Origin of the sequence: Xanthomarina sp. GH4-25 (genome assembly GCF_045363175.1) — a bacterium.
GTDB lineage: Bacteria > Bacteroidota > Bacteroidia > Flavobacteriales > Flavobacteriaceae > Xanthomarina.
This window is the reverse complement of the sequence record NZ_JBJFLO010000001.1, coordinates 144150-164552: the sequence shown is the minus strand read 5'-3', so window position 1 is coordinate 164552 and position 20403 is coordinate 144150. Positions and strand designations below refer to the sequence as shown.

Below are 20403 nucleotides of genomic sequence, written 5' to 3'. Positions count from 1 at the left end.
AACTTAAATGAGTCTTTTTAGAAAACTTTTTGGTTCCAAATCTGAAAAATCAGAAGAAGAATTAAAATCAAATGAGAGAGGCAAATACATGCCAGAAATTAAACTGCCAGTAGATGAAAGGTTTACAATAAACTTTAAAGCTAATGGTGGAAAATTTCTGTATTGCGAAAATTTAGATGAAATTTTTAACTCTCTAAATAACATTATTGAAGAGAATAGTTGGCAAGAAAAAAAAGTCTTATTTCTTGACAGTAATATGGAAGACAGATTTAACGACTTTAATTTACCCAAATCAAAAACAGCAGAAAATGCTACTTTTTTTCTTACAACTTGCGAAAATCTAATTGCAGATGATGGTTCTTTACTTATTTCATCTAGACAAATTGCAGAAAAAAAACTAAAAGAGCTTCCAGATAACTTTATAGTATTTGCAACTACTAGTCAAATAGTTGAGAATATAGGCGAAGGACTAAGAGTGATAAAATCAAGAAACAAAAAACAGATTCCAACAAACATTACAACCATAAAGCATTTTAAATCTTTAGAAGAAAAAGACTTTATGACATACGGTAGTAGTTCAAAAAATTTATATTTACTACTATTAGAAGACCTATAGTATGAAAGAAACTCTAGTAAGATCCTTTTCTGGCCTTTTGTATGTAGCATTACTACTTCTTTCATTAACCAATGAACATGCCTTTTTAATCTTATTTTTTGTGTTCGGAATTATCTGTTTAGCTGAATTTAAAAAACTTATTCAATACAAATCATTTATTCCGTTTATAGTCTTCACTATTTTATATGCAATTTTTGGCTATTGGCAATTTGTTGTCGACTCAACCGATGGTTTAAATGAAATCACGCAAATACTACAAGTTATTACCATATTTGTTCAATTGTTTTTAATTAAGGACTTATTTACAGAAAAAAATATACCTCTCTTTATTTCAAAAAAAATAATTACAACAACATTTTACCTTTCCAGTGGGTTTATATTCTTAGTTTTAATTGCAAGTCACAACCACACCTTTAATCCTATAATTTTATTTGGGTCGTTTATTTTAGTATGGACGAATGATACTTTTGCTTACCTTGTTGGTAAGAATTTTGGAAAACAAAAATTATTTCCAAGCATTTCACCAAAGAAAACGGTTGAAGGATTTTTAGGAGGTTTATTTTTTGCTTCCGTTGCAAGTTATTTTATTGCTACCTTTACAGAAACTAATTTAAGTTTTTCAAATTGGTTAATTTTAAGTATCATTATTAGTGTTTTTGGGACACTTGGCGATTTAATAGAATCGAAGTTTAAACGCCAAGCCAATGTTAAAGATAGTGGTATTATTATGCCAGGACATGGTGGATTGTTAGACAGGTTTGACAGCATTATATTTGCTGCACCTTTTATTTATTTGTTTTTACGTATTTTGAATTATGTTTCATAAAGAAGGCCATAAAATTATTTTTGTAACTCTTATTATAGTCGTTGCATTATTTCTGCTAACTGATAACTTTGTTACAATTGCTTGGTTAAGCAAAATATTAATGATTTCGTATTTAATTTTCTTAATCTTAATATTACAGTTTTTCCGAAACCCAAAACGATTTACTCACAGAAATATAGATACCGTTGTTTCTCCTGTCGATGGAAAAGTGGTGGTTATAGAAGAGGTTTTTGAAAAAGAATACTTTAACGAAAAACGGCTACAAGTAAGCATCTTTATGTCTCCTATAAATGTGCATGTAACAAGACATCCCATTGGTGGGCAGGTGCTTTTTAGCAAATACCATAAGGGGAAATATTTAGTTGCATGGCATCCAAAAGCTAGCGAAGAGAATGAACGAACGACAGTGGTCGTTGAAAATGAAACTTACGGCAAAGTACTTTACAGACAAATTGCTGGAGCATTAGCAAAACGTATTGTAAACTATGCAAAAGTAGACCAGACTGTGTTACAAGGCGAAGATTCTGGATTTATTAAATTTGGCTCGAGAGTAGATTTGTTTCTACCTTTAGATACCAAAATTAAAGTTGAACTCAATCAAAAAGTACGAGGTGGTGAAACTGTTATTGCTGAAAAATAATGACTTCTGAAGAATTAGATATCGCATTTAAAGAAGCTGTAGATCGAATAAACGATTACACAGAGCCATTCCCAGCAGATTTCTTATTGCGTTTGTATGCCTATTACAAAAAAGCAACAAACGATTACAATAGACCTAGCAGTAGTAAGCCTTTAATTACTGCATTTAAAACAAATGCGTTGTTCCAAATTCAGAATATTACACAAGACGAAGCTAAAGAAACCTATATTAATCTTGTTAACAATTATTTTCTGTATCGAAAGTAACTTAAGTATCAAGTGTTAAAATTCAGCATTAAACACCAATTAAATTAAGAGCTTATTTATTTAATCTATTCTCAATTTATTCCTCTAACACAAACTCTAATGGCGTACCAATAGATCCATTAGGGAAACTAATACCTAATAAGGCTGATATTGTAGGTGCAATGTCCACAATCTCTGTTCTTTTTAACGTAGAGCCATTTTCAATCCCTTTTCCAAAAAATAATAAGGGTACATGTGTATCATAATTAAACCCTGTATGATGATCGGTTCCTGTTCTATTCCAAGGTGTATCTTTAAAAACAGCTGGTTTGTAAACAAATAAAACCTCACCAGATCTTTTTTGGTTATGCCCATTAGCCAACATGTTTTCTACATAACCATGAGTATTTTCTAAAATATTTATCTCTGAAGTAATAAACACCTTATCTATTAAATCATATTTCAACAACCCATTTGCAGCAGTTTGTTTTATCTGCTGAAGGTTTAAGTTGTTTTTCTCAATTAACGCATGGTCAAAAAACAATTGATTATTAATTCTGCTTAACAACAAACCTGTTATGCCATATGTGTCATTCAATAGCATGTTAATATCATCAAACATAGCACTTTCGTTAAAAAGACCTGCTGGAATTTGTTCAGAGTACAAATATGCTGGAACATCTGGCGCACCATGATCTGAAGTTAAAAAAACGGTGTACTCACCTATTCCTACTTTTTTATCCAATACCTTGAATAATCTTTCTAAATCCAAATCTAAACGCAAATAGGTGTCTTCTGTTTCTTTAGCATTGACACCATAATCATGACCTATTTTATCTGTACTCGAATAACTTATGGTTAATACATCAGTATATTCATCTTGACCTAATTGCTCACCATCAACTGCTGCTATAGCAAAATCTGTAGTTAAACTGTTCCCATAAGGAGATTCAGCAATTATTTTAAAATTCCCGTTTAGAGTTCTTAATTCCTCTAAATCATATGGAAATGTTGCCGTTTCTCGTCCTTTAAGTATTCTCTCAAACGTATTTAAATCGCTTCCACTTTCAGTATACGATTCTATTGGGTAAAGTGTATTCCATTCTTTAAAATAAGACTCTGTAATGTTGGACGTATTAAAATCTTCTACCCATTTTGGTAAACGATTCATATAAAACGAACTTGTAATCCAATTTCCGGTTCCTTCATGTTCGTAATCTAACCAAAAAGCGGCATTAGCAGTATGTCCTGCTGGCAAAATAGCTCCACGGTGTTTTAGTGAAACTCCAATAGTTTTACCACGTAATTGAGTAAACAATCTATTTTCATCTGCAAATGTTGTAGTTAGCATTCTTTGAGGAGATTTTATGCCATCTTTACTATTTGTGCCAATGGGTTGAACAGAATTATCTTCAACACAATTTACTTTATCGTTTATTTTTTTGTCAAACCAATCGTTTCCAATAATACCATGATATTTAGGAGTAGTTCCTGTAAAAATAGATGCATGGCCAGGTCCTGTTTTGGTTGGTATGTAATTATAATGATTGTTTTTACAGTTAAACCCTTCATTCATCATACGTTTAAAGCCACCTTCACTATATTTATTATAAAATCTCGATAAATAATCATATCGCATCTGGTCCACTACAATCCCTACAACTAGTTTTGGATTATTTTGAGGGGTAAACACTTTTGGATTAGCATTAACTGTTTCGTTTTGAGACTTACAAGAAACACTTAATATTAAAAGACTTAAGACTAGAACAAGTTTTTTCATTTTCAGAATTAAATTTAAACTCCAAAAATAGACATTTTAAAACATCATAATTTAAAATTAAGGTTAAAAAAGGCTTAGTTTTTTATACTTTAGCAGTAACAAATTATTTTATGACATACCTTCATAATATTGGTGCTTATTTTATAATGATTAAAGATATGTTTCGCAAACCTACTAAATGGTCTGTGATGCGAATTCTAATCTTTAAAGACATAGACGATTTAATAATAGGCTCGCTTGGCATTGTAGCTTTTATCTCTTTTTTCGTTGGTGGTGTTGTAACCATACAAACGGCATTAAACATTACCAGCCCTTTAATTCCTAAATATTTGGTTGGTTTTGCTACAAGACAGTCAATTATTCTGGAGTTTGCTCCTACTTTTATTTCCATAGTTATGGCTGGAAAAGTAGGCTCTTTTATTACTTCAAGCATAGGAACCATGCGTGTTACCGAACAAATTGATGCGCTTGAGGTTATGGGAATTAATGCCATTAATTACTTAGTATTTCCAAAATTTATAGCCTTAATGCTCTACCCTTTTGTTATTTCTATAGCGATGTTTTTAGGAATTATGGGAGGCATGGCAGCTTGTATTTATGGCGGATTTAGTACGCTTGACGATTATATTATTGGAATTCAAATGGATTTTATTCCATTTCATATTACGTATGCCTTTATAAAAACATTTGTATTTGCTTTTGTTTTAGCGACCATTCCATCCTTTCATGGTTATTTTATGAAAGGTGGAGCCTTAGAAGTTGGTAAAGCTAGTACAACCTCCTTTGTTTGGACTAGTGTAACCATTATACTTTTAAACTACATTCTAACTCAACTCCTACTAAGCTAATGATAGACGTAAAAAATATACATAAATCTTTTGGAGACGCGCATATTTTAAAAGGCATATCTACGACGTTCGAAAAAGGCAAAACGAGTTTGGTAATTGGACAAAGTGGTTCCGGAAAAACTGTTTTTTTAAAATGCTTACTAGGTTTATTTCATCCAGAAGAAGGATCCATATCTTACGATGGTAAAATTTATTCTGAATTAAATAGTGACCAAAAAAGAAACCTTCGCTCCGAAATGGGCATGGTATTTCAAGGCAGTGCCTTATTTGATTCTATGACTATAATGGAAAACGTTATGTTTCCATTGCGCATGTTTACAAAACAAAGTAAAAGTGAAATGGAAGACCGAGCTGACTTTGTTTTAAAGCGTGTAAAGCTTGAAGATGCTCATAACAAAATGCCTAGTGAAGCTTCTGGAGGTATGCAGAAAAGAGTTGCCATTGCTCGAGCTATTGTTAACAAACCCAAATACTTATTTTGCGATGAACCTAATTCTGGTCTAGACCCTAAAACGGCTATTGTTATCGACGATTTAATTCATGAAATTACAGACGAGTATAATATTACAACTATTATTAATTCGCACGACATGAATTCGGTTATGCAAATAGGTGAAAAAATTGTATTCTTAAAAGATGGTTTAAAAGCTTGGGAAGGTTCTAAAGAAACTATTTTTAAAACCGATAACGAGGTGGTTACCGATTTTGTTTACTCGTCTGAGTTGTTCAAGAAAGTACGCCAAATGTACTTGGAAGAAAGGCAATAAATTAATTTTTGCCAGTCTAATCTGTTTCTAATTCATTTTCTATAAATGTTATCAGACTTACAATTTGCTTCTCAATACCTTTAACTCGAAATTGAACAAACCAGCTTTCAAATGAAGCAGCATTTACTACTTTCAAGAAATCACCATTTTCTTTTAATTCAGTAAAATCTTTCAGAGTTGTATTCATATTCGAAAAGTAAGCACAATCTTCATTTTGTAACCATGTATAATACTTTAACAACATGGACTGAATATGAGTTGCCTCGAAATGAATACGCTCTTTTTCATATTTCTCATAGTAAGGGTAAGACGACTATAGCAGCACGTAAACTATCTTTTCTAATCAATTCCATCCCTTTAGAAACATATAATTCGTAACCGCTTTTGTTTGGATTAAAATGTGACACCACTTTAAGCTTAGATGCATTATAATTAAAATCGGCTGATGGTTCGTTATTGGTATTAATATATGTAATGACCAATTTACATGCCAAACCAATAGAATCTATGACTCCAATATCTTCACGGATTTCACTTAAATCTAAATGAAGGTTAGCACCTATCTCTTTTAATATCTTGACTTCTAACTCCTGTTTCTGCTGTTCATTATTCCAGGTATTAATTTACAACGCAATTAGAATTCCAATAACCAACAAAACAATTTCACCTATAGCATACAAAAGGTATTTATTGAACTAATTTTCGGTTATCAGTTTTTGACGGATTTTTCTAAATAATGATACCATTAATTCTGGCGTCTTACAACCAAAGTATCTAACTTCAATTTTACTTTTAACCAACGTTCTAATTTGTCTTGTTCTTTGGAAATATCCTGTTCCTTCACCTTTGCCTTATCCCAAGTCACTAGAAATTCGGGTATTGTATCAATCGTTTTAAAATTAGTTTTAATAAGATTGGCATAACTAAAAGCCGATAAATTTTCATAATTAATTTGAACTTCTTTAACCACATCATCAAAAGGAATGGTGTTTTTTTCTAAAGCTGTAAGCGATTTTACACGATTTTCCAAAAATTCAATTTTTTGGGTTTGAGATATGAGATCTACAGAGTCTCTAAAGCGTAATTGCTCCATATATTTCATGTTATCGTATTGTTCTGCTCTACTTTGATTAAAGATAATCCTTGTATCTTTTAAAGCAGGATAAGCGTTTTTTTTCTGTTTTAAAACATCTATTGTGGACTGTGGTACTTCGCCTAATCCATACGTATTGAATTCTATATAAGATCCTGCTTCGTCATACTTATAAATAACATTCTTTTTTATGTATTCAAATTGAGGCAAACCATTCAATTCTCTATCCACATAACTTCTTGCATCTGCATGAAAATTACTTTCTTTTAATACTTCTATAAATGTCCAGACAGCAGGAATCATAACAATTATAGCTAACAACGAAGCTATTCTAGCTATTAATTTTCGTTTTTTAGAGTTCGCATATTTAAGCATTGGAAAACGCAACACTTTTAAAACAATAAATCCAGCTAAGGCAATAAATATGGTGTTAATGGTGAACAAATACATGGCACCAAAAAAATAGGGCCAATTGGCTTTTGCTAATCCGTATCCAGCAGTACATAAAGGTGGCATTAATGCTGTTGCAATGGCTACACCGAAAATAACTGAGGCTATGGTTCCTTTTTTGGTACGTGCAATCATTAATGCCGAGCCACCAAAAAAGGCAATTAAAACATCTCTAATATCTGGTTTCACTCTTCCTAAAAGTTCCGAGGTATCTTCACTTAATGGAAATAACCAGAAAAACAGAAAGGCTGTTAATAAACTTAGCACAATCATGGTTGCTAAATTAATTAACGATCTCTTCATGGTATCAATATCATTAACAGCTACCGATAATCCAATCCCTAAAATTGGCCCCATTAAGGGAGAAATTAACATGGCTCCTATAACAACAGCTGTAGAGTTGGCATTCAACCCAATGGAAGCTACAAAAATGGAACAAACTAAAATCCAGGCTGTAGCTCCTTTAAAAGAAATATCTTTTTTTATCGCTTCAATTGTTTCGTCTCTATCAGTATCTTCTCTAAAATCTAGCAGCTCTTGTAAAAACTTTTTTATGTTTTGAAACAAGCCTTTAGCATCTTTCGTTACGGCATTTTTAGATTCTTCAACAGCTTGATCTTTCTTAGCGTCTTGGGCTGCTTGATCTTTTTTAGCTTCCTCTTCAGAAAAATTGAATTTACTTTCTTCCATGTAATTTTAGTTTTATAACAACAAGCGAATATATATAAAAATCCGATTCATTATTTTATTGTAATAGTAACTTATAGAATATCTTTTAGTTCTTAGCCCAAATTATTGCCAAAGGCATCTTTTACTTTATTAAGCACCATTTTAATATCCTGCTCTTTCGCTTTTGGATAGATTAATAAAACGTCGTCTTTATCAACAATAATAAAGTCTTTCAGCCCATCCACAACCACAACTTTATCTGTTTGAGTACGAATCATATTCCCTGTAGCATCTTCAAGTAACGTTCTCGCGTTTACTACTGCATTTTTATTCTGGTCTTTATCTAGCTTATCGTATAAGCTGCCCCAAGTTCCTAGGTCGTTCCAATCGAATGTTGCTGGAATAACATACACATTTCTTGAAGATTCCATAATGGCATAATCCACTGAAATGTTTTCGGCTAATCCATAGTTTTCATTTATAAAATCGCTTTCTCCATCTGTATTATAAACCGGAATTCCTTTTTCAAAAAGTTGAAATAATTGTTTTTGATTCTTTTTAAAAGCTGCAACAACATGCTTTACATGCCACATAAAAATCCCTGCATTCCACAAAAAATTTCCTTGATCTAAAAACTGTTTTGCAGTTTGATAATCTGGTTTCTCTCTAAACTGTTCGACTTGTTTGATATCTGTTTCAAAAGAGGTATTGTATTCAATATAGCCATAACCCGTATTTGGGAAAGTAGGCTTGATACCTAAAGTCATTAAGGCATCATTTTCCGAACAATAATCAAAAGCTTGCTGAACATTATCTGTAAAAGCGTCTTCATCTTCAATCCAATGATCACTTGGAGCAACTATCATCACAGCATCTGGGTTTTCCTTCTGAATTTTTAAAGAAGCATATAAAATACAAGGTGCTGTATTACGCATAGCAGGCTCAAGAACCACCTGACGATTAGTAATTTCGGGCAATTGCTCGAAAACCAAATCGTTATAACGCTCGTTGGTTAAAATAAAAATATTCTCTTTTGGAATAAGCTTAGAAAGTCTTTGAAACGTTTTTTGGATTAACGTATCTCCAGTCCCTAGCATGTCGTGAAACTGTTTAGGAAAATCTTGGGTACTTACTGGCCAAAATCTAGACCCTACGCCTCCAGCCATTAGTATGGCATAATAATTTTTATTCATTAAAAATGTTATTTTCATTTCACCAAAGTGAAAGCTTATAATATATTTTGAATTAGTCTTCTATCAACTCTACTTCTGCATTTGGGTTGAAAAGATACAATTTTCCTGACCTTATTTCAACACATTCTATCCGTTTTGTACGAGTTTGTCCTTTTTTAAAAACTTTTCCATTATAAAGTTTAAATGATGCTCCAACAGGAATTTGAAAAACATATGTTTTATTATTAGGTTCATCAAACTGCTTTAAGGCCAAAGCCAAAGCAATATCTGTATCACTACTTGCTTTTGGGTTTTTAAAATGTTTTGCTAAAAGAGGCAATAAGTTATTTGGAAAAATATCTGGATTTAAAAATGGCAACATAAGTCTTTGAAAGGTATATTTCCACTCTTTCCCATGAGGTTTTATAAACCTTCCATAGCTTTTATAAGCTTCAAAATGAGCAATTTCGTGAATTAATGTAATTAAAAACCGATAGACATTTAAGTTAGAATTTACTGTAATTTGATGTGTGCCGTCTGGTAATTGTTTATAATCTCCATGTCTTGTTTTTCTTTCTTTTTTTACTTTAACCGACAAGTTATCGTCTTGTAAAAGTGCTAGTACTTGAAGATATGCTTTGTCTGTGAGAAAAGGTTGTAGGGTGTTCGGCATAAAGCAAAAATAAGATTTTATTTAATTAAAAAACGCTAATATTTTGGTCTTGTTTATATGTTTAAAAATTAAATAAAGGCATCTAAAATGAAGCTTATAAAGTATAAATCAGATTTTTATCGAAATTTTTATCGATGATAAAACATTTTTATTACTTTCACTTTTCCAAATATCAAATCTTACAATGAAAAATTTAATCTATTCGATAGCTCTTTGCTTCCTTTTTATTTCCTGCTCAGAAGATGCAGACGACACGTATTATTCGCCTATTCCACCAGAACCAACACCTGAAGTAGTTCCTGAGTTTTTGCCAAACCTATCTGAACTCAATTTGTTTACAGAGAATTTAACCGATTTAACACCAAGTGATCGTGCTTTTATTTACGACTTAAACACACCTCTTTTTACAGATTACGCACACAAACAACGTCTTATAGCATTACCTGAAGGCACATCTATGGAATATGTTGATGATGGCTTTCCTAATTTTCCTGATAATACCGTAATCGCTAAAACCTTTTATTATTTTAATAATGAAAGAGACGAATCTGAAGGAAAAATATTAGTTGAAACCAGAATCTTAATTAAACAAAATGGTGTTTGGGAACTAGGAAACTATAAATGGAATGCCGAACAAACAGATGCAGTATTAGATAACACAACCAGTACTGTTCCATTAAGTTACTTAAACACAAATGGAGAAACTGTCAATTTAGATTATGTAATACCTTCTGCTCAACAATGTATCGATTGCCACAATAGCAATAATATAATAAAACCTATTGGACCAAAACTAAGATCAATTAACAGCAACCACCAATTAGAAGATTGGATTTCTAATAACTATTTAACAAATCTAACAGATGCCTCTCAAGTTGGCGTGTTGCCAAATTGGGAAGATGCAGTAAATTATTCTTTAGAAGAACGTGCTAGAGCTTATTTCGATATGAATTGTGCACATTGTCATTCTGATGGTGGATTCTGTCAAGATCAATCTTACTTAAGGTTAACTTATGAAACACCTTTAGCTGATTCTTATATTTTTGAAGATAGGATAAATATTGATGCCAGAATGTCTTTTTATTACCAAGGATTTACCATGCCTTTAATTGGAACTACCATATTACACCCAGAAGGTTATGATTTAGTTAGTCAGTACTTAGATTCTCTGTAAGCACTCATTTTAAACCTTTTGCCATTTATTAGGTCTTATAGTTATAATTCTAAAAAAATACAAGATGAAAAAAGTAATGGCAATCGCATTCATTTCGCTAAGTTTTTTAGCGAATGCACAACAAAAAAAAGAAATAGCTAATAAAATGCAGGATTACACACCTGAAGAAATAGCTCAAGTTCAAACAAAACAAATGACTTTAGATTTAGATCTAACAGAAGCACAACAAAAACAAGTGCTGCAATTAAATCTAGAAAATGCTAAAGAACGTAAAGCTAAATATGAATCTAAAAAAAGTGCTACAGAAGCTTCACAAAAAGTAAAACCTTCAAAAGAAGACCGTCTTAATATGAAAAATGAACAATTAGACCGTCAGATTGAAATGAAGAAAAGAATGAAAAGCATTTTAAATGATCAGCAATACGACAAGTGGGAAAAAATAAGTAGTGAAAGAAGAGACAGTAAAAAAACTAGAGTGCATCAAAAAAAGCAAATGAAACACAAAGAATAATAGCAAAATTAAAAAGCTGTTTAAGAATGACATCTTAAACAGCTTTTTTTTTATAATGAACTACAAACTTTATCACAGGCCGCAATGGTTCTGTCTAAATCTTTATAACTTAAAGCATCTGTAATAAACCAAGTTTCAAAGGCACTTGGGGCTATGTAAACACCTTCGTTTAACATGCCGTGGAAAAAAGATTTAAATCTATCATTATTTCCATTAGCAGCAGATTCAAAATCTACCACATCTGTATCTGAAAAATGAATTGAAATCATCGACCCAATTCTGTTTATTGTATGTGCAATTTTATGTTTATTTAATACCTCTTCACATCCTTTATGCAAATAAGCCGTTTTTTCAGCTAATCGATTATAAATGGCTTTGTCTTCATTCAATTCTGCCAACATTGCTAATCCTGCAGCCATTGCTAATGGATTACCACTCAATGTTCCTGCTTGATAAACAGGTCCAAGAGGTGCTAAATGGTTCATGATTTCTGCTCTTCCTGCAAATGCACCTACTGGCAAGCCACCACCTATAACTTTTCCAAAACAAACTAAATCTGCTGCAACACCAAATAGTTCTTGAGCACCTCCTTTAGCCAATCTAAAGCCCGTCATAACCTCATCGAAAATCAATAAAATATCATTGGCAGTACATAAGTTTCTTAACTTTTGCAAAAACATTTCGCCTGGAGGAATACAACCCATATTACCTGCAACAGGCTCTAAGATAATACAAGCAATTTCACCTTTATTAGATTCAACAATAGATTCTACATGTTTATAATCGTTAAATCTTGCCAACAAAGTATCTTGTGCCGTTCCTTTTGTAACTCCAGGGCTATTAGGGCTTCCAAAAGTTACTGCGCCACTTCCTGCCTGAATTAAGAACGAATCGCTATGGCCATGGTAGCAACCTGCAAATTTTATAATCTTATCTTTTCCTGTGTATCCTCTAGCTAGTCTAACAGCACTCATACAAGCTTCGGTACCCGAATTCACAAACCTAATTTTATCAATATTTGGAACCATAGAAACTGCCAATTGAGCTATTTTTGTTTCAATTTCAGTAGGTGTACCAAATGAGGTCCCTAATTTTGTTTTTTCAATTACAGCATCAACCACAGGTTTATGTGCATGTCCAAGTATCATAGGTCCCCAAGAATTAATATAGTCAATGTATTGATTATCATCTTCATCTATTAAATAAGCGCCTTTGGCTTTTTTAATAAAAATAGGAGTTCCTCCAACAGCTTTAAATGCTCTTACTGGCGAATTAACACCACCAGGAATAACCGTCTCTGCCTCTGCAAACAAAGCACTACTTCTTTTATATAACATGAAAATTCTTTGATATTAATTCGATTTAACTATTAGCACATTTCCTATAGTTAAATCATTAGTACGTAGATTATTTATTTTTTTTAACTCCTCAACTGTCGTATTATATCTTTTAGACAATGAATACAAAGTATCTCCTTTATTGATCAAGTGAGTGTTTTCAGCTTTTACAGTTGTTCTATTTGTTTTCTTATCTCCTAAAACAGCATCATCATAGGTATATAACTGATATCGTTCTATCAAACTAATTAATTTATCAGGATATTTTCTATCTGTAGCATAACCTGCAGCTCGTAATTCTTTTGCCCAAGATTTATAATCGTCAATATCTAATTGAAATAGTTTTTGATAACGAGATCGTCCTGTTAAAAATAAAGAATGATCTCTATAAGAGTATTTAGCATCATTGTATTTCCTGAAACACTCCTGAGAAGCATCATCATCATGATAAATTTTAGCACCAGTCCATCCGTGACATTTTATCCCAAAATGATTATTAGCTTCAACTGCCAAACGGCCTTTACCTGAAGCTGATTCTAAAATACCTTGGGCTAAGGTTATACTTGCTGGAATTTTATATAAGCGCATTTCTTCTTGAGCAATATCACTAAACAAAGCGATATATTCATTCGTAGAATTAGGAATTTTTACAGGAGTTTCCTCAACCACAATAACAGGTTCTGTTTCTTTTGAAACAGTGGGCTGCGTTCTAGTATCTTTTACTACACGTTCGGTCTTTGTTTTGCTTTTTGAACGTTTTGAACTTGTTTTTTTGCTGGTACCACAACTAAAAGCAAAAACACTTAACACAAAAATAAGGATGAGTTTTCTCATTAATCTAAATTAATTATTGGTGAATTTTTACGTCTCAATATTTTATTCATTCCTTCAATTCCTTGCAATCCACCTGTATGAATAGCAAGAATTTTAGAACCCTTTGGAAAATAACCTTGTTTCAATAAATCAAAAATTCCAAACATCATCTTTCCAGTATATATTGGATCTAATGGAATATGATAGGTGGCTTTAAACCAATTAATAAAACTAATTAAATCGGTATTTATTTTAGCATAACCCCCCAAATGATAATCTTGGATTAAATCCCAATGTTTATTCTGTGCAAATTTACCAATTTCTTCTCGTAAAAAGTCACCTTTTAACGATGGAAAACCTAGAATTTTTTGCGAATTGTTGCTTGAATTAATTAAGCCGCTAATCGTACCACCAGTGCCTACTGGACAACATATATAATCGAAGGAATTATCGTCACGTGTTAAAATCTCTTCACAGCCTTTTACTGCTAAATTATTAGTGCCTCCTTCTGGTATTAAATAGAAATCTCCAAACTTAATTTTCAACGCATCTATAAAAGTTTCAGTCGTCTTTTCTTTATAAGTCTCTCTAGAAATAAAGTAAAATTCCATGCCTTGATTTTTCGCAAAAGTTAAAGTTGGATTTTCTGAAATTTTAGCCGATAACTCATCTCCTCTAATAACACCAATGGTTTTAAAACCAAATTCATGCCCTGCAGCTGCAACTGCTGCAATATGATTGGAATAAGCGCCTCCAAAAGTTAGCAATACAGAATAATTTAATTGTTTAGCAATAAGAAGGTTATATTTTAATTTTCGTAATTTATTTCCAGAAACAAAAGGATGGTTTAAGTAATCTGGTTTTATAGTAAGAGTTTCATTTAAAAAAATATTCGATTTATTTTTTATACTAATCATAACTTTTCACATCTGCATCACAAAGATAGTCATAGCTAATTGCAACTTACCAAATAGAAAAAGAAAATATTGAAACTTCATTCTTACATATTAACTTGATTACTATACCGTTTATCGAAAAATTTAATAGCATAAATAACTAGTCGAAAAAAAAGCTCATTTTTATGTTAACAAATGTTTAATAAAATTACAGATTAATCGACATATCATTTAAAAGAAGTGTTAAATTCATGCATTATTATCTGTTTATAAATTAAAACATTAAAAATTTTATATTTTTTTTCAAGATTCCCCCAAAATCTACAGAAGCTCATCTATTAGTTATAAATAGCGACCGTAATTGTTGCTGAATTTTCCCTAAAAATTATTACAAACAAGATCAACCTTGTTAATAAACTAATAGAATAGCATATGAAAAAAAAATACTTCAGTCTAAAAACAAACACATTACATGTCTTTACCCTATTATGTTTTTTAATTTCCTTTAGTGGATTTGGGCAAGGAGACATTTGCAGTGGGTCTACAACACTAACAATAGAAACAAGTTGTACAACAACACCTTATAATATTACCGGGCTTTCAAACTCTATGGCTAGCCCTTCTTGCGCTACTTCTTATAGAGATGGCTGGTTTTCTTTTACTACTGGCACTTCAACAACAAATATTACAATAAATTGTGTTGGAAACAGAAGAATTTCTATTGCTTTATATAGTGGTGTTTGTACTGGATTAACTGAAGAGTATTGCGCTCAAGATACAGTTACTGCAGGAGAGCCTTCATTAGTAAATATTGCGGTTACTCCAAGTACAACCTATTACCTCCGAATAATGAGAAGTAATAACGCAGGAACGAATAGCACAACTGGAACCATATGCGTTTACGATTCTACAGTATCTTGCGCAGGAACAACTACTAACTTCTACGACACTGGTGGCCCAGGTAACAATTATAGCAATAATGAACTGGAAACATGGACATTTTACCCAGATGGAGGACCAGTTACAGCAACGTTTACTGCTTTTAATTTAGAAAATGGCTGGGATTTTTTATATGTTTATGATGGGCCAAATGCTGGATCCCCTCAAGTAGCAGGATCGCCATTTTCAGGTAATTTAGGATCTATAGGACCATTTACATCAACTCATGCTACGCAAACCTTAACATTTGAATTTGATAGTGATGGCTCCAACACCCGTCCCGGATGGGAGGCTTCTGTTTGTGGTATTCCAGCACCTTGTAATGAACCTACATTAACAGCTGCAACAAATGTATTAACCTCGACTGCAACTATTAACTGGAATGCAGCAGTTCCTGCACCATCTACAGGATATCAATACGCTGTTTCTCTGGATAATTCTGGTACAACTCCAGGCAATGATATTATTGGAACAACTGGAGCTGGAATAACAACTGCAAATATTGTAGGATTAACACCAAATACTACCTATTATGTATTTATAAGAAGTATTTGTAATTCAGGTAATTTCAGCACTATCAATGGTCCTATAATATTTACAACAGATCCAATAACAGTACCAGGAAACGACGAGCCTTGTAATGCCATCCCATTAACAGTAGGTAGCTCATGCTCATTTGCAACTTACACCAATGAATATGCTACAGCTACAGCTGGCGTTCCAGCTCCTACTTGTAGTTTTTATTCGGGTGGCGATGTGTGGTTTACAGCTGTTGTTCCAGCTAACGGAACACTAATTATCGATACTGATACTGGTGTTATTACGGATTCCGGAATGGAAATCTATTCTGCAACTGGATCTTGTCCTGGTAGTTTAACTCTTAATTCTATTGAGTGTGATGATGATGGAAGTACTAATGGTGCTATGTCTTATATAAACAGATCTGGACTAAATCCAGGAGATACTATTTATATTAGAGTCTGGGAATATGGAAATGACAATAATGGGACCTTCGATATTTGTGTATACACACCTCCACCATGTACTATGCCTAATTCTCCAACAAACCTAACAATAGGCACTGTAACAGACAACTCTATTGCAGGAACCTTTACAGGATCTGGAGCAAACAACTATCTAGTATTAATGAACACAACTGGCACGCCACCATCAGCTCCTGTTGATGGTACAGTATATGGAATTGGAAACACCGCTTTAGGTGCTACTGTAATAGATACAGATGGAAACACAAACTTTATAGCTAATGGATTAAACTCTAATACACAATATTACTTTTGGGTGTATTCTTTTAATAACACGGCAGCATGTGCAGGTCCTGCTTATGGTAATTCTACCCCAACTACAACTGCAACCACAACAACATGCTCTCCTACTTCAACTTATAATTCAGAATACATTAATAATTTCACTGCTACTGGCGATGGAGCATCAAATATAAATAATCTAGGTACAGGTGGAGGAATCACAGCTTCAGGGTATAGTAACTATTCTCAAGCTCCAGGTGGCCCATTAACAGTCAGTCAATCTGAAGGAGGTATAGTCAATTTTACTGTAAATATGGCTCCAACAATTTGGACTTATGGCTTTAATATTTGGGTAGATTGGGATGATGATTCAAACTTTACAGCAGCAGAACTCGTTTATGCTAGTGGCGCATATGTTACAGCTGCTACGGGTAGTTTTACAATTCCTGGAGGAACTGCAGGTACTCATGTTATGCGCATAAGGTCAAGTGAATTCGATACAAGCCCCCCAGCTTGTGGCAATATATCCTATGGAGAAGCTGAAGATTATCTAATTACCATCACTCCTTTAAATTGTACTGCAAACCCACAAGCATTAACAGCTGTCTCAAGCACAACAACCACAGCTACCATTAATTGGACACACGCTTCACCTTTACCTGGTAATGGTTATGAATATATTATTTCAACTGACAATTCTACTTCTACTCCAGCAGGAGATATTACTGGTACTACTGCAGGAAACAGTGTAAATTTAACAGGATTACTAGCCGGAACCACTTATTATGTATTTGTAAGAGGTGTCTGTAATGCTGTAGATAATGGCGTCTGGATTACAACAACCTTCACAACAGGCTGTTCAGATACTGTTAACACTCCAACAGTATGCCCTATTATTGTAGGCGAAGTTGGGGTCGATCCATTTACTGCAGATCCGTTTAATCCTGATCCAAGCTTTGGTCTAGACTGCTCGAACCCTACAATTACATTAGAGGCTCACTCTAACTTAAAACAAACAACCAGTTATATAGTAGAAAAAATAACCTATCCGAATCCAGTACCAGAATATGATTTTCCGATTTTCGGTAATGGTGTCCCTCAGGTAATTACTACAGATGACGTATGGGCAGATGCTGCAACCCCTATCCCATTTAATTTTAACTTTTATAACCAATGCTACGATGAAACTTTAGTTGGTGCCAATGGGTTGATTACATTCGATTTTGACAACAATACAGGAACAGCTCTTCCATCTCCAGGGCAAGGTTCTGGATGGCAATATAGTAACAACTTACCTAGCACAGTAAATAGTCTATTCGAACACACCATCTATGGAGTTTATCATGATATCGACCCAACGGGCATGACAGGCACACCAATTAAAAGTAGAGTTATTGGTACAGAACCATGTAGACAGCTTCAAGTATCTTGGAATAACATACCTATGTTTGGTGATAGTTCTACTTTTTACACGGGCATGATAATTCTACATGAAACAACAAATATTATAGAGGTCTTTATTGAAGAAAAACGTCTTGAAAATAATGGCACTTCAATATGGAATGATGGTAATGCTACAGTAGGGATTCAAGGGAACAATGTGGATAATAACCCAGGCAATCCAGCGAATGAATTTGCAGTTGCACCTTGCAGAAATGGTATAGACCCTAACTGGGAAACTTTTAATGAAGCATGGCGTTTTACACCAGATGGAGCTGTAATTAATCATAATAGTATTACTTGGTATTCTGACAGTAATGGTGGTGTTGGAGGAACATCTATAGGCACAGGCCCAACATTAACCGTTACAACCCCAGACACCTATACAGCTGTTGCAACTTATACTATTTGTGGCGCTCCTGTAACATTAACCGACGATGTTGTTGTTACCCAATCAAGTAAAACATGGATGGGCTATATTGATAACAACTGGTATGTGGATGGCAACTGGGAACCAAACGGAATTCCAACAGCTAGTGACTGCGTATTAATACCAGATATAGCCGTTTCAAATGTAGATTTTCCAATAGTAGATGAAGCTGTTGGTTTAACTACAATTCCTCTTCCACCTTCCATTATTGGATTCGCTCTAAACTTAACTGTGGCACCAACTGCAAGACTAGAAATAGCTTCAGATACAGAACTAGTAGTAACCGATTGGATCCATCTAGATGGAACTATTGATATTAGAGATTCTGGCAGCTTAATTCAAGTTACGGATGGGGCTCCAAACGTGAATAACAATACTGGTAATGGTGTTATTAATATGCAACGAACCGTTCCAGGTGGTGTAAATGGTTACGATTACATCTATTGGTCGTCACCAACAGATAACGACTTTAGTGTGACAGATATTTCAGATGCAACAGGCGAACTTATTTACGTGTGGAATCCCACATTAAATGGTATCACCCATGGCGATTGGATTCCTGCTTCTGGTTTAATGGAAAATGGTAAAGGATATATCGTTAGAGGACTCCAGTCTACAAGTCCTATCCCTGCAAACACCACTCAGTTTTCTGGAAAACCTCAAAATGGTGCTATAACTACTCCCATTACTAGAGGCACACATATTACTGGACCTTATACAGCTCCTGGTGATGTTCAGGCGACTAACGAAGACGACAACTGGAATCTAATTGGTAATCCGTATCCTTCAGCAATTTCATATACTGACTTTTTGAGTGCTAATATTCATATTGATGGAACTATTTACTTTTGGACACATCAATCTGCTCCAGTCAATCCTAATAGTCCATTCTATTACGATTTCCTATATAATTATAGTGATGATTATATCGATAACAATTACACAGGATCTAATCCTCCAGGGTTTAATGGTGATATTGCAGCTGGACAAGCCTTTTTTGTCCTGATGTTAGATGATGTAGACGGCACTGGAGTTTCTGAGGATGTTATCTTCAATAACACCATGCGTCATCCAACATATGACAATGGTCAGTTTTATAGAACCAATAACTCTAATAGTAGTTCTACAAACATGGAACGACATAGAATTTGGTTAGACCTCATAGATCCTAATGAAATAGGAACATCAATCTTGGTTGGTTATGTGGAAGGTGCTACAAATGATAACGACCGACTTTATGATGGCTATGAATTTGCAGGTTCCGCAATTAGCTTTTATTCATTAATCAATGAGGAAAAAATGTCTATTCAAGGAAGAGCACTTCCTTTTGAAGAAACAGATATGGTACCTCTAGGTCTTGTTGTTCCTGAAACAGGAAATTACACCATAGCTATTAATTCGTTAGATGGTTTATTTGAAACAGATGCTCAAGATATTTATTTAGAAGACACCTATCTTGGAATCATTCACAATTTAAGAGTCGCGCCTTATAGCTTCAATACAGAAGAAGGCACCTTTAACGATCGCTTTATTTTACGCTATACCAATAATTATTTAAATATTGAGGAAGTAAGCATGTTAGATGGTTTCGTTATTTCTGCACCCAATAATAATTATATCAAAGTAACTTCTGGAACAGAAACTATTAAATCTGTCACTATTTACGATGTCTTAGGAAGGCTTTTATACAACAACCACAACATAAATGAAATGGAATTAATAATAAACAATATAAATCATTCCGATGGCGTTCTGTTTGTAAAAGCTACATTAAATAATGGCTTACAGAAAACACAAAAAGTCGTCATGAAACAGTAAA

The 20403-nt window shown here is 33.5% G+C and carries 18 protein-coding genes; 9 read left to right on the top strand and 9 right to left on the bottom strand.

Annotated elements, in window-relative coordinates; genetic code table 11:
- Positions 1 to 7: 7 nt before the first annotated feature.
- Genes ACI5KZ_RS00750 through ACI5KZ_RS00735 form a run of 4 tightly spaced genes read left to right on the top strand, consistent with a single transcriptional unit; the run spans position 8 to position 2348 of the window.
- Complete coding sequence (locus tag ACI5KZ_RS00750; protein ID WP_109307621.1) at positions 8 to 616, top strand: LUD domain-containing protein; 609 nt, start codon at positions 8 to 10, stop codon at positions 614 to 616.
- A 1-nt stretch (position 617) separates the two neighbouring features.
- Positions 618 to 1442, top strand: a complete 825-nt coding sequence (locus ACI5KZ_RS00745) for a phosphatidate cytidylyltransferase (RefSeq protein WP_109307620.1) — start codon at positions 618 to 620, stop codon at positions 1440 to 1442.
- Positions 1432 to 2082: a phosphatidylserine decarboxylase family protein gene (locus ACI5KZ_RS00740; RefSeq protein WP_109307619.1), complete on the top strand. Its 651-nt coding sequence runs from the start codon at positions 1432 to 1434 to the stop codon at positions 2080 to 2082. The genes ACI5KZ_RS00745 and ACI5KZ_RS00740 overlap by 11 nt, the downstream gene beginning before the upstream one ends.
- Entirely contained in the window at positions 2082 to 2348 is a 267-nt protein-coding gene (locus tag ACI5KZ_RS00735; RefSeq protein WP_109307618.1) for an acyl-CoA-binding protein, read from the top strand. The genes ACI5KZ_RS00740 and ACI5KZ_RS00735 overlap by 1 nt, the downstream gene beginning before the upstream one ends.
- 76 nt (positions 2349 to 2424) lie before the next feature.
- On the opposite strand, the gene pafA is transcribed toward ACI5KZ_RS00735, so the two are convergent.
- The gene (pafA, locus tag ACI5KZ_RS00730) at positions 2425 to 4107 is read right to left on the bottom strand and encodes an alkaline phosphatase PafA (protein WP_406846589.1); all 1683 of its coding nucleotides are present in this window, start codon (positions 4105 to 4107) and stop codon (positions 2425 to 2427) included.
- Between the two features lie 110 nt (positions 4108 to 4217).
- Between pafA and ACI5KZ_RS00725 the strand changes: the two genes are divergently transcribed.
- Both ACI5KZ_RS00725 and ACI5KZ_RS00720 read left to right on the top strand, forming a co-directional pair.
- Positions 4218 to 4955 carry an ABC transporter permease gene (locus ACI5KZ_RS00725; protein ID WP_109307616.1) on the top strand — a complete coding sequence of 246 codons (738 nt, stop codon included), beginning with the start codon at positions 4218 to 4220 and terminating at the stop codon, positions 4953 to 4955.
- Positions 4955 to 5722, top strand: coding sequence for an ABC transporter ATP-binding protein (locus ACI5KZ_RS00720; protein WP_109307615.1), 768 nt, complete (start codon positions 4955 to 4957; stop codon positions 5720 to 5722). Before ACI5KZ_RS00725 ends, ACI5KZ_RS00720 begins: the two co-directional genes overlap by 1 nt.
- Before the next feature lie 16 nt (positions 5723 to 5738).
- On the opposite strand, the gene ACI5KZ_RS00715 is transcribed toward ACI5KZ_RS00720, so the two are convergent.
- From ACI5KZ_RS00715 to ACI5KZ_RS00695, 5 genes are all read right to left on the bottom strand, one after another.
- Positions 5739 to 5909, bottom strand: a complete 171-nt coding sequence (locus ACI5KZ_RS00715; protein ID WP_165815764.1) for a hypothetical protein — start codon at positions 5907 to 5909, stop codon at positions 5739 to 5741.
- Between the two features lie 106 nt (positions 5910 to 6015).
- Entirely contained in the window at positions 6016 to 6216 is a 201-nt protein-coding gene (locus tag ACI5KZ_RS00710; RefSeq protein ID WP_123808280.1) for a hypothetical protein, read from the bottom strand.
- 251 nt (positions 6217 to 6467) lie between these two features.
- The gene (locus ACI5KZ_RS00705; RefSeq protein WP_109307612.1) at positions 6468 to 7955 is read right to left on the bottom strand and encodes a DUF389 domain-containing protein; all 1488 of its coding nucleotides are present in this window, start codon (positions 7953 to 7955) and stop codon (positions 6468 to 6470) included.
- Positions 7956 to 8047: 92 nt separating this feature from the next.
- On the bottom strand, positions 8048 to 9127 hold the full coding sequence (locus ACI5KZ_RS00700; protein WP_109307611.1) for a mannose-1-phosphate guanylyltransferase: 1080 nt from the start codon (positions 9125 to 9127) through the stop codon (positions 8048 to 8050).
- A gap of 52 nt (positions 9128 to 9179) precedes the next feature.
- Complete coding sequence (locus ACI5KZ_RS00695) at positions 9180 to 9779, bottom strand: SprT-like domain-containing protein (protein WP_109307610.1); 600 nt, start codon at positions 9777 to 9779, stop codon at positions 9180 to 9182.
- Positions 9780 to 9963: 184 nt separating this feature from the next.
- On the opposite strand from ACI5KZ_RS00695, the gene ACI5KZ_RS00690 reads away from it, so the two are divergent.
- Both ACI5KZ_RS00690 and ACI5KZ_RS00685 read left to right on the top strand, forming a co-directional pair.
- Positions 9964 to 10953: a hypothetical protein gene (locus tag ACI5KZ_RS00690; protein ID WP_109307609.1), complete on the top strand. Its 990-nt coding sequence runs from the start codon at positions 9964 to 9966 to the stop codon at positions 10951 to 10953.
- A 64-nt stretch (positions 10954 to 11017) separates the two neighbouring features.
- Positions 11018 to 11464 carry a hypothetical protein gene (locus tag ACI5KZ_RS00685; RefSeq protein WP_109307608.1) on the top strand — a complete coding sequence of 149 codons (447 nt, stop codon included), beginning with the start codon at positions 11018 to 11020 and terminating at the stop codon, positions 11462 to 11464.
- Positions 11465 to 11514: 50 nt separating this feature from the next.
- On the opposite strand, the gene hemL is transcribed toward ACI5KZ_RS00685, so the two are convergent.
- From hemL to ACI5KZ_RS00670, 3 genes are read right to left on the bottom strand one after another with little or no spacing between them, the layout of a single operon-like run.
- The gene (hemL, locus tag ACI5KZ_RS00680; RefSeq protein ID WP_406846588.1) at positions 11515 to 12801 is read right to left on the bottom strand and encodes a glutamate-1-semialdehyde 2,1-aminomutase; all 1287 of its coding nucleotides are present in this window, start codon (positions 12799 to 12801) and stop codon (positions 11515 to 11517) included.
- A 15-nt stretch (positions 12802 to 12816) separates the two neighbouring features.
- Complete coding sequence (locus ACI5KZ_RS00675; protein ID WP_109307606.1) at positions 12817 to 13635, bottom strand: glucosaminidase domain-containing protein; 819 nt, start codon at positions 13633 to 13635, stop codon at positions 12817 to 12819.
- Positions 13635 to 14531, bottom strand: a complete 897-nt coding sequence (locus ACI5KZ_RS00670) for a 1-aminocyclopropane-1-carboxylate deaminase/D-cysteine desulfhydrase (RefSeq protein ID WP_406846587.1) — start codon at positions 14529 to 14531, stop codon at positions 13635 to 13637. Before ACI5KZ_RS00670 ends, ACI5KZ_RS00675 begins: the two co-directional genes overlap by 1 nt.
- 411 nt (positions 14532 to 14942) lie before the next feature.
- Between ACI5KZ_RS00670 and ACI5KZ_RS00665 the strand changes: the two genes are divergently transcribed.
- Complete coding sequence (locus tag ACI5KZ_RS00665) at positions 14943 to 20402, top strand: fibronectin type III domain-containing protein (RefSeq protein WP_406846586.1); 5460 nt, start codon at positions 14943 to 14945, stop codon at positions 20400 to 20402.
- Position 20403 lies beyond the last annotated feature (1 nt).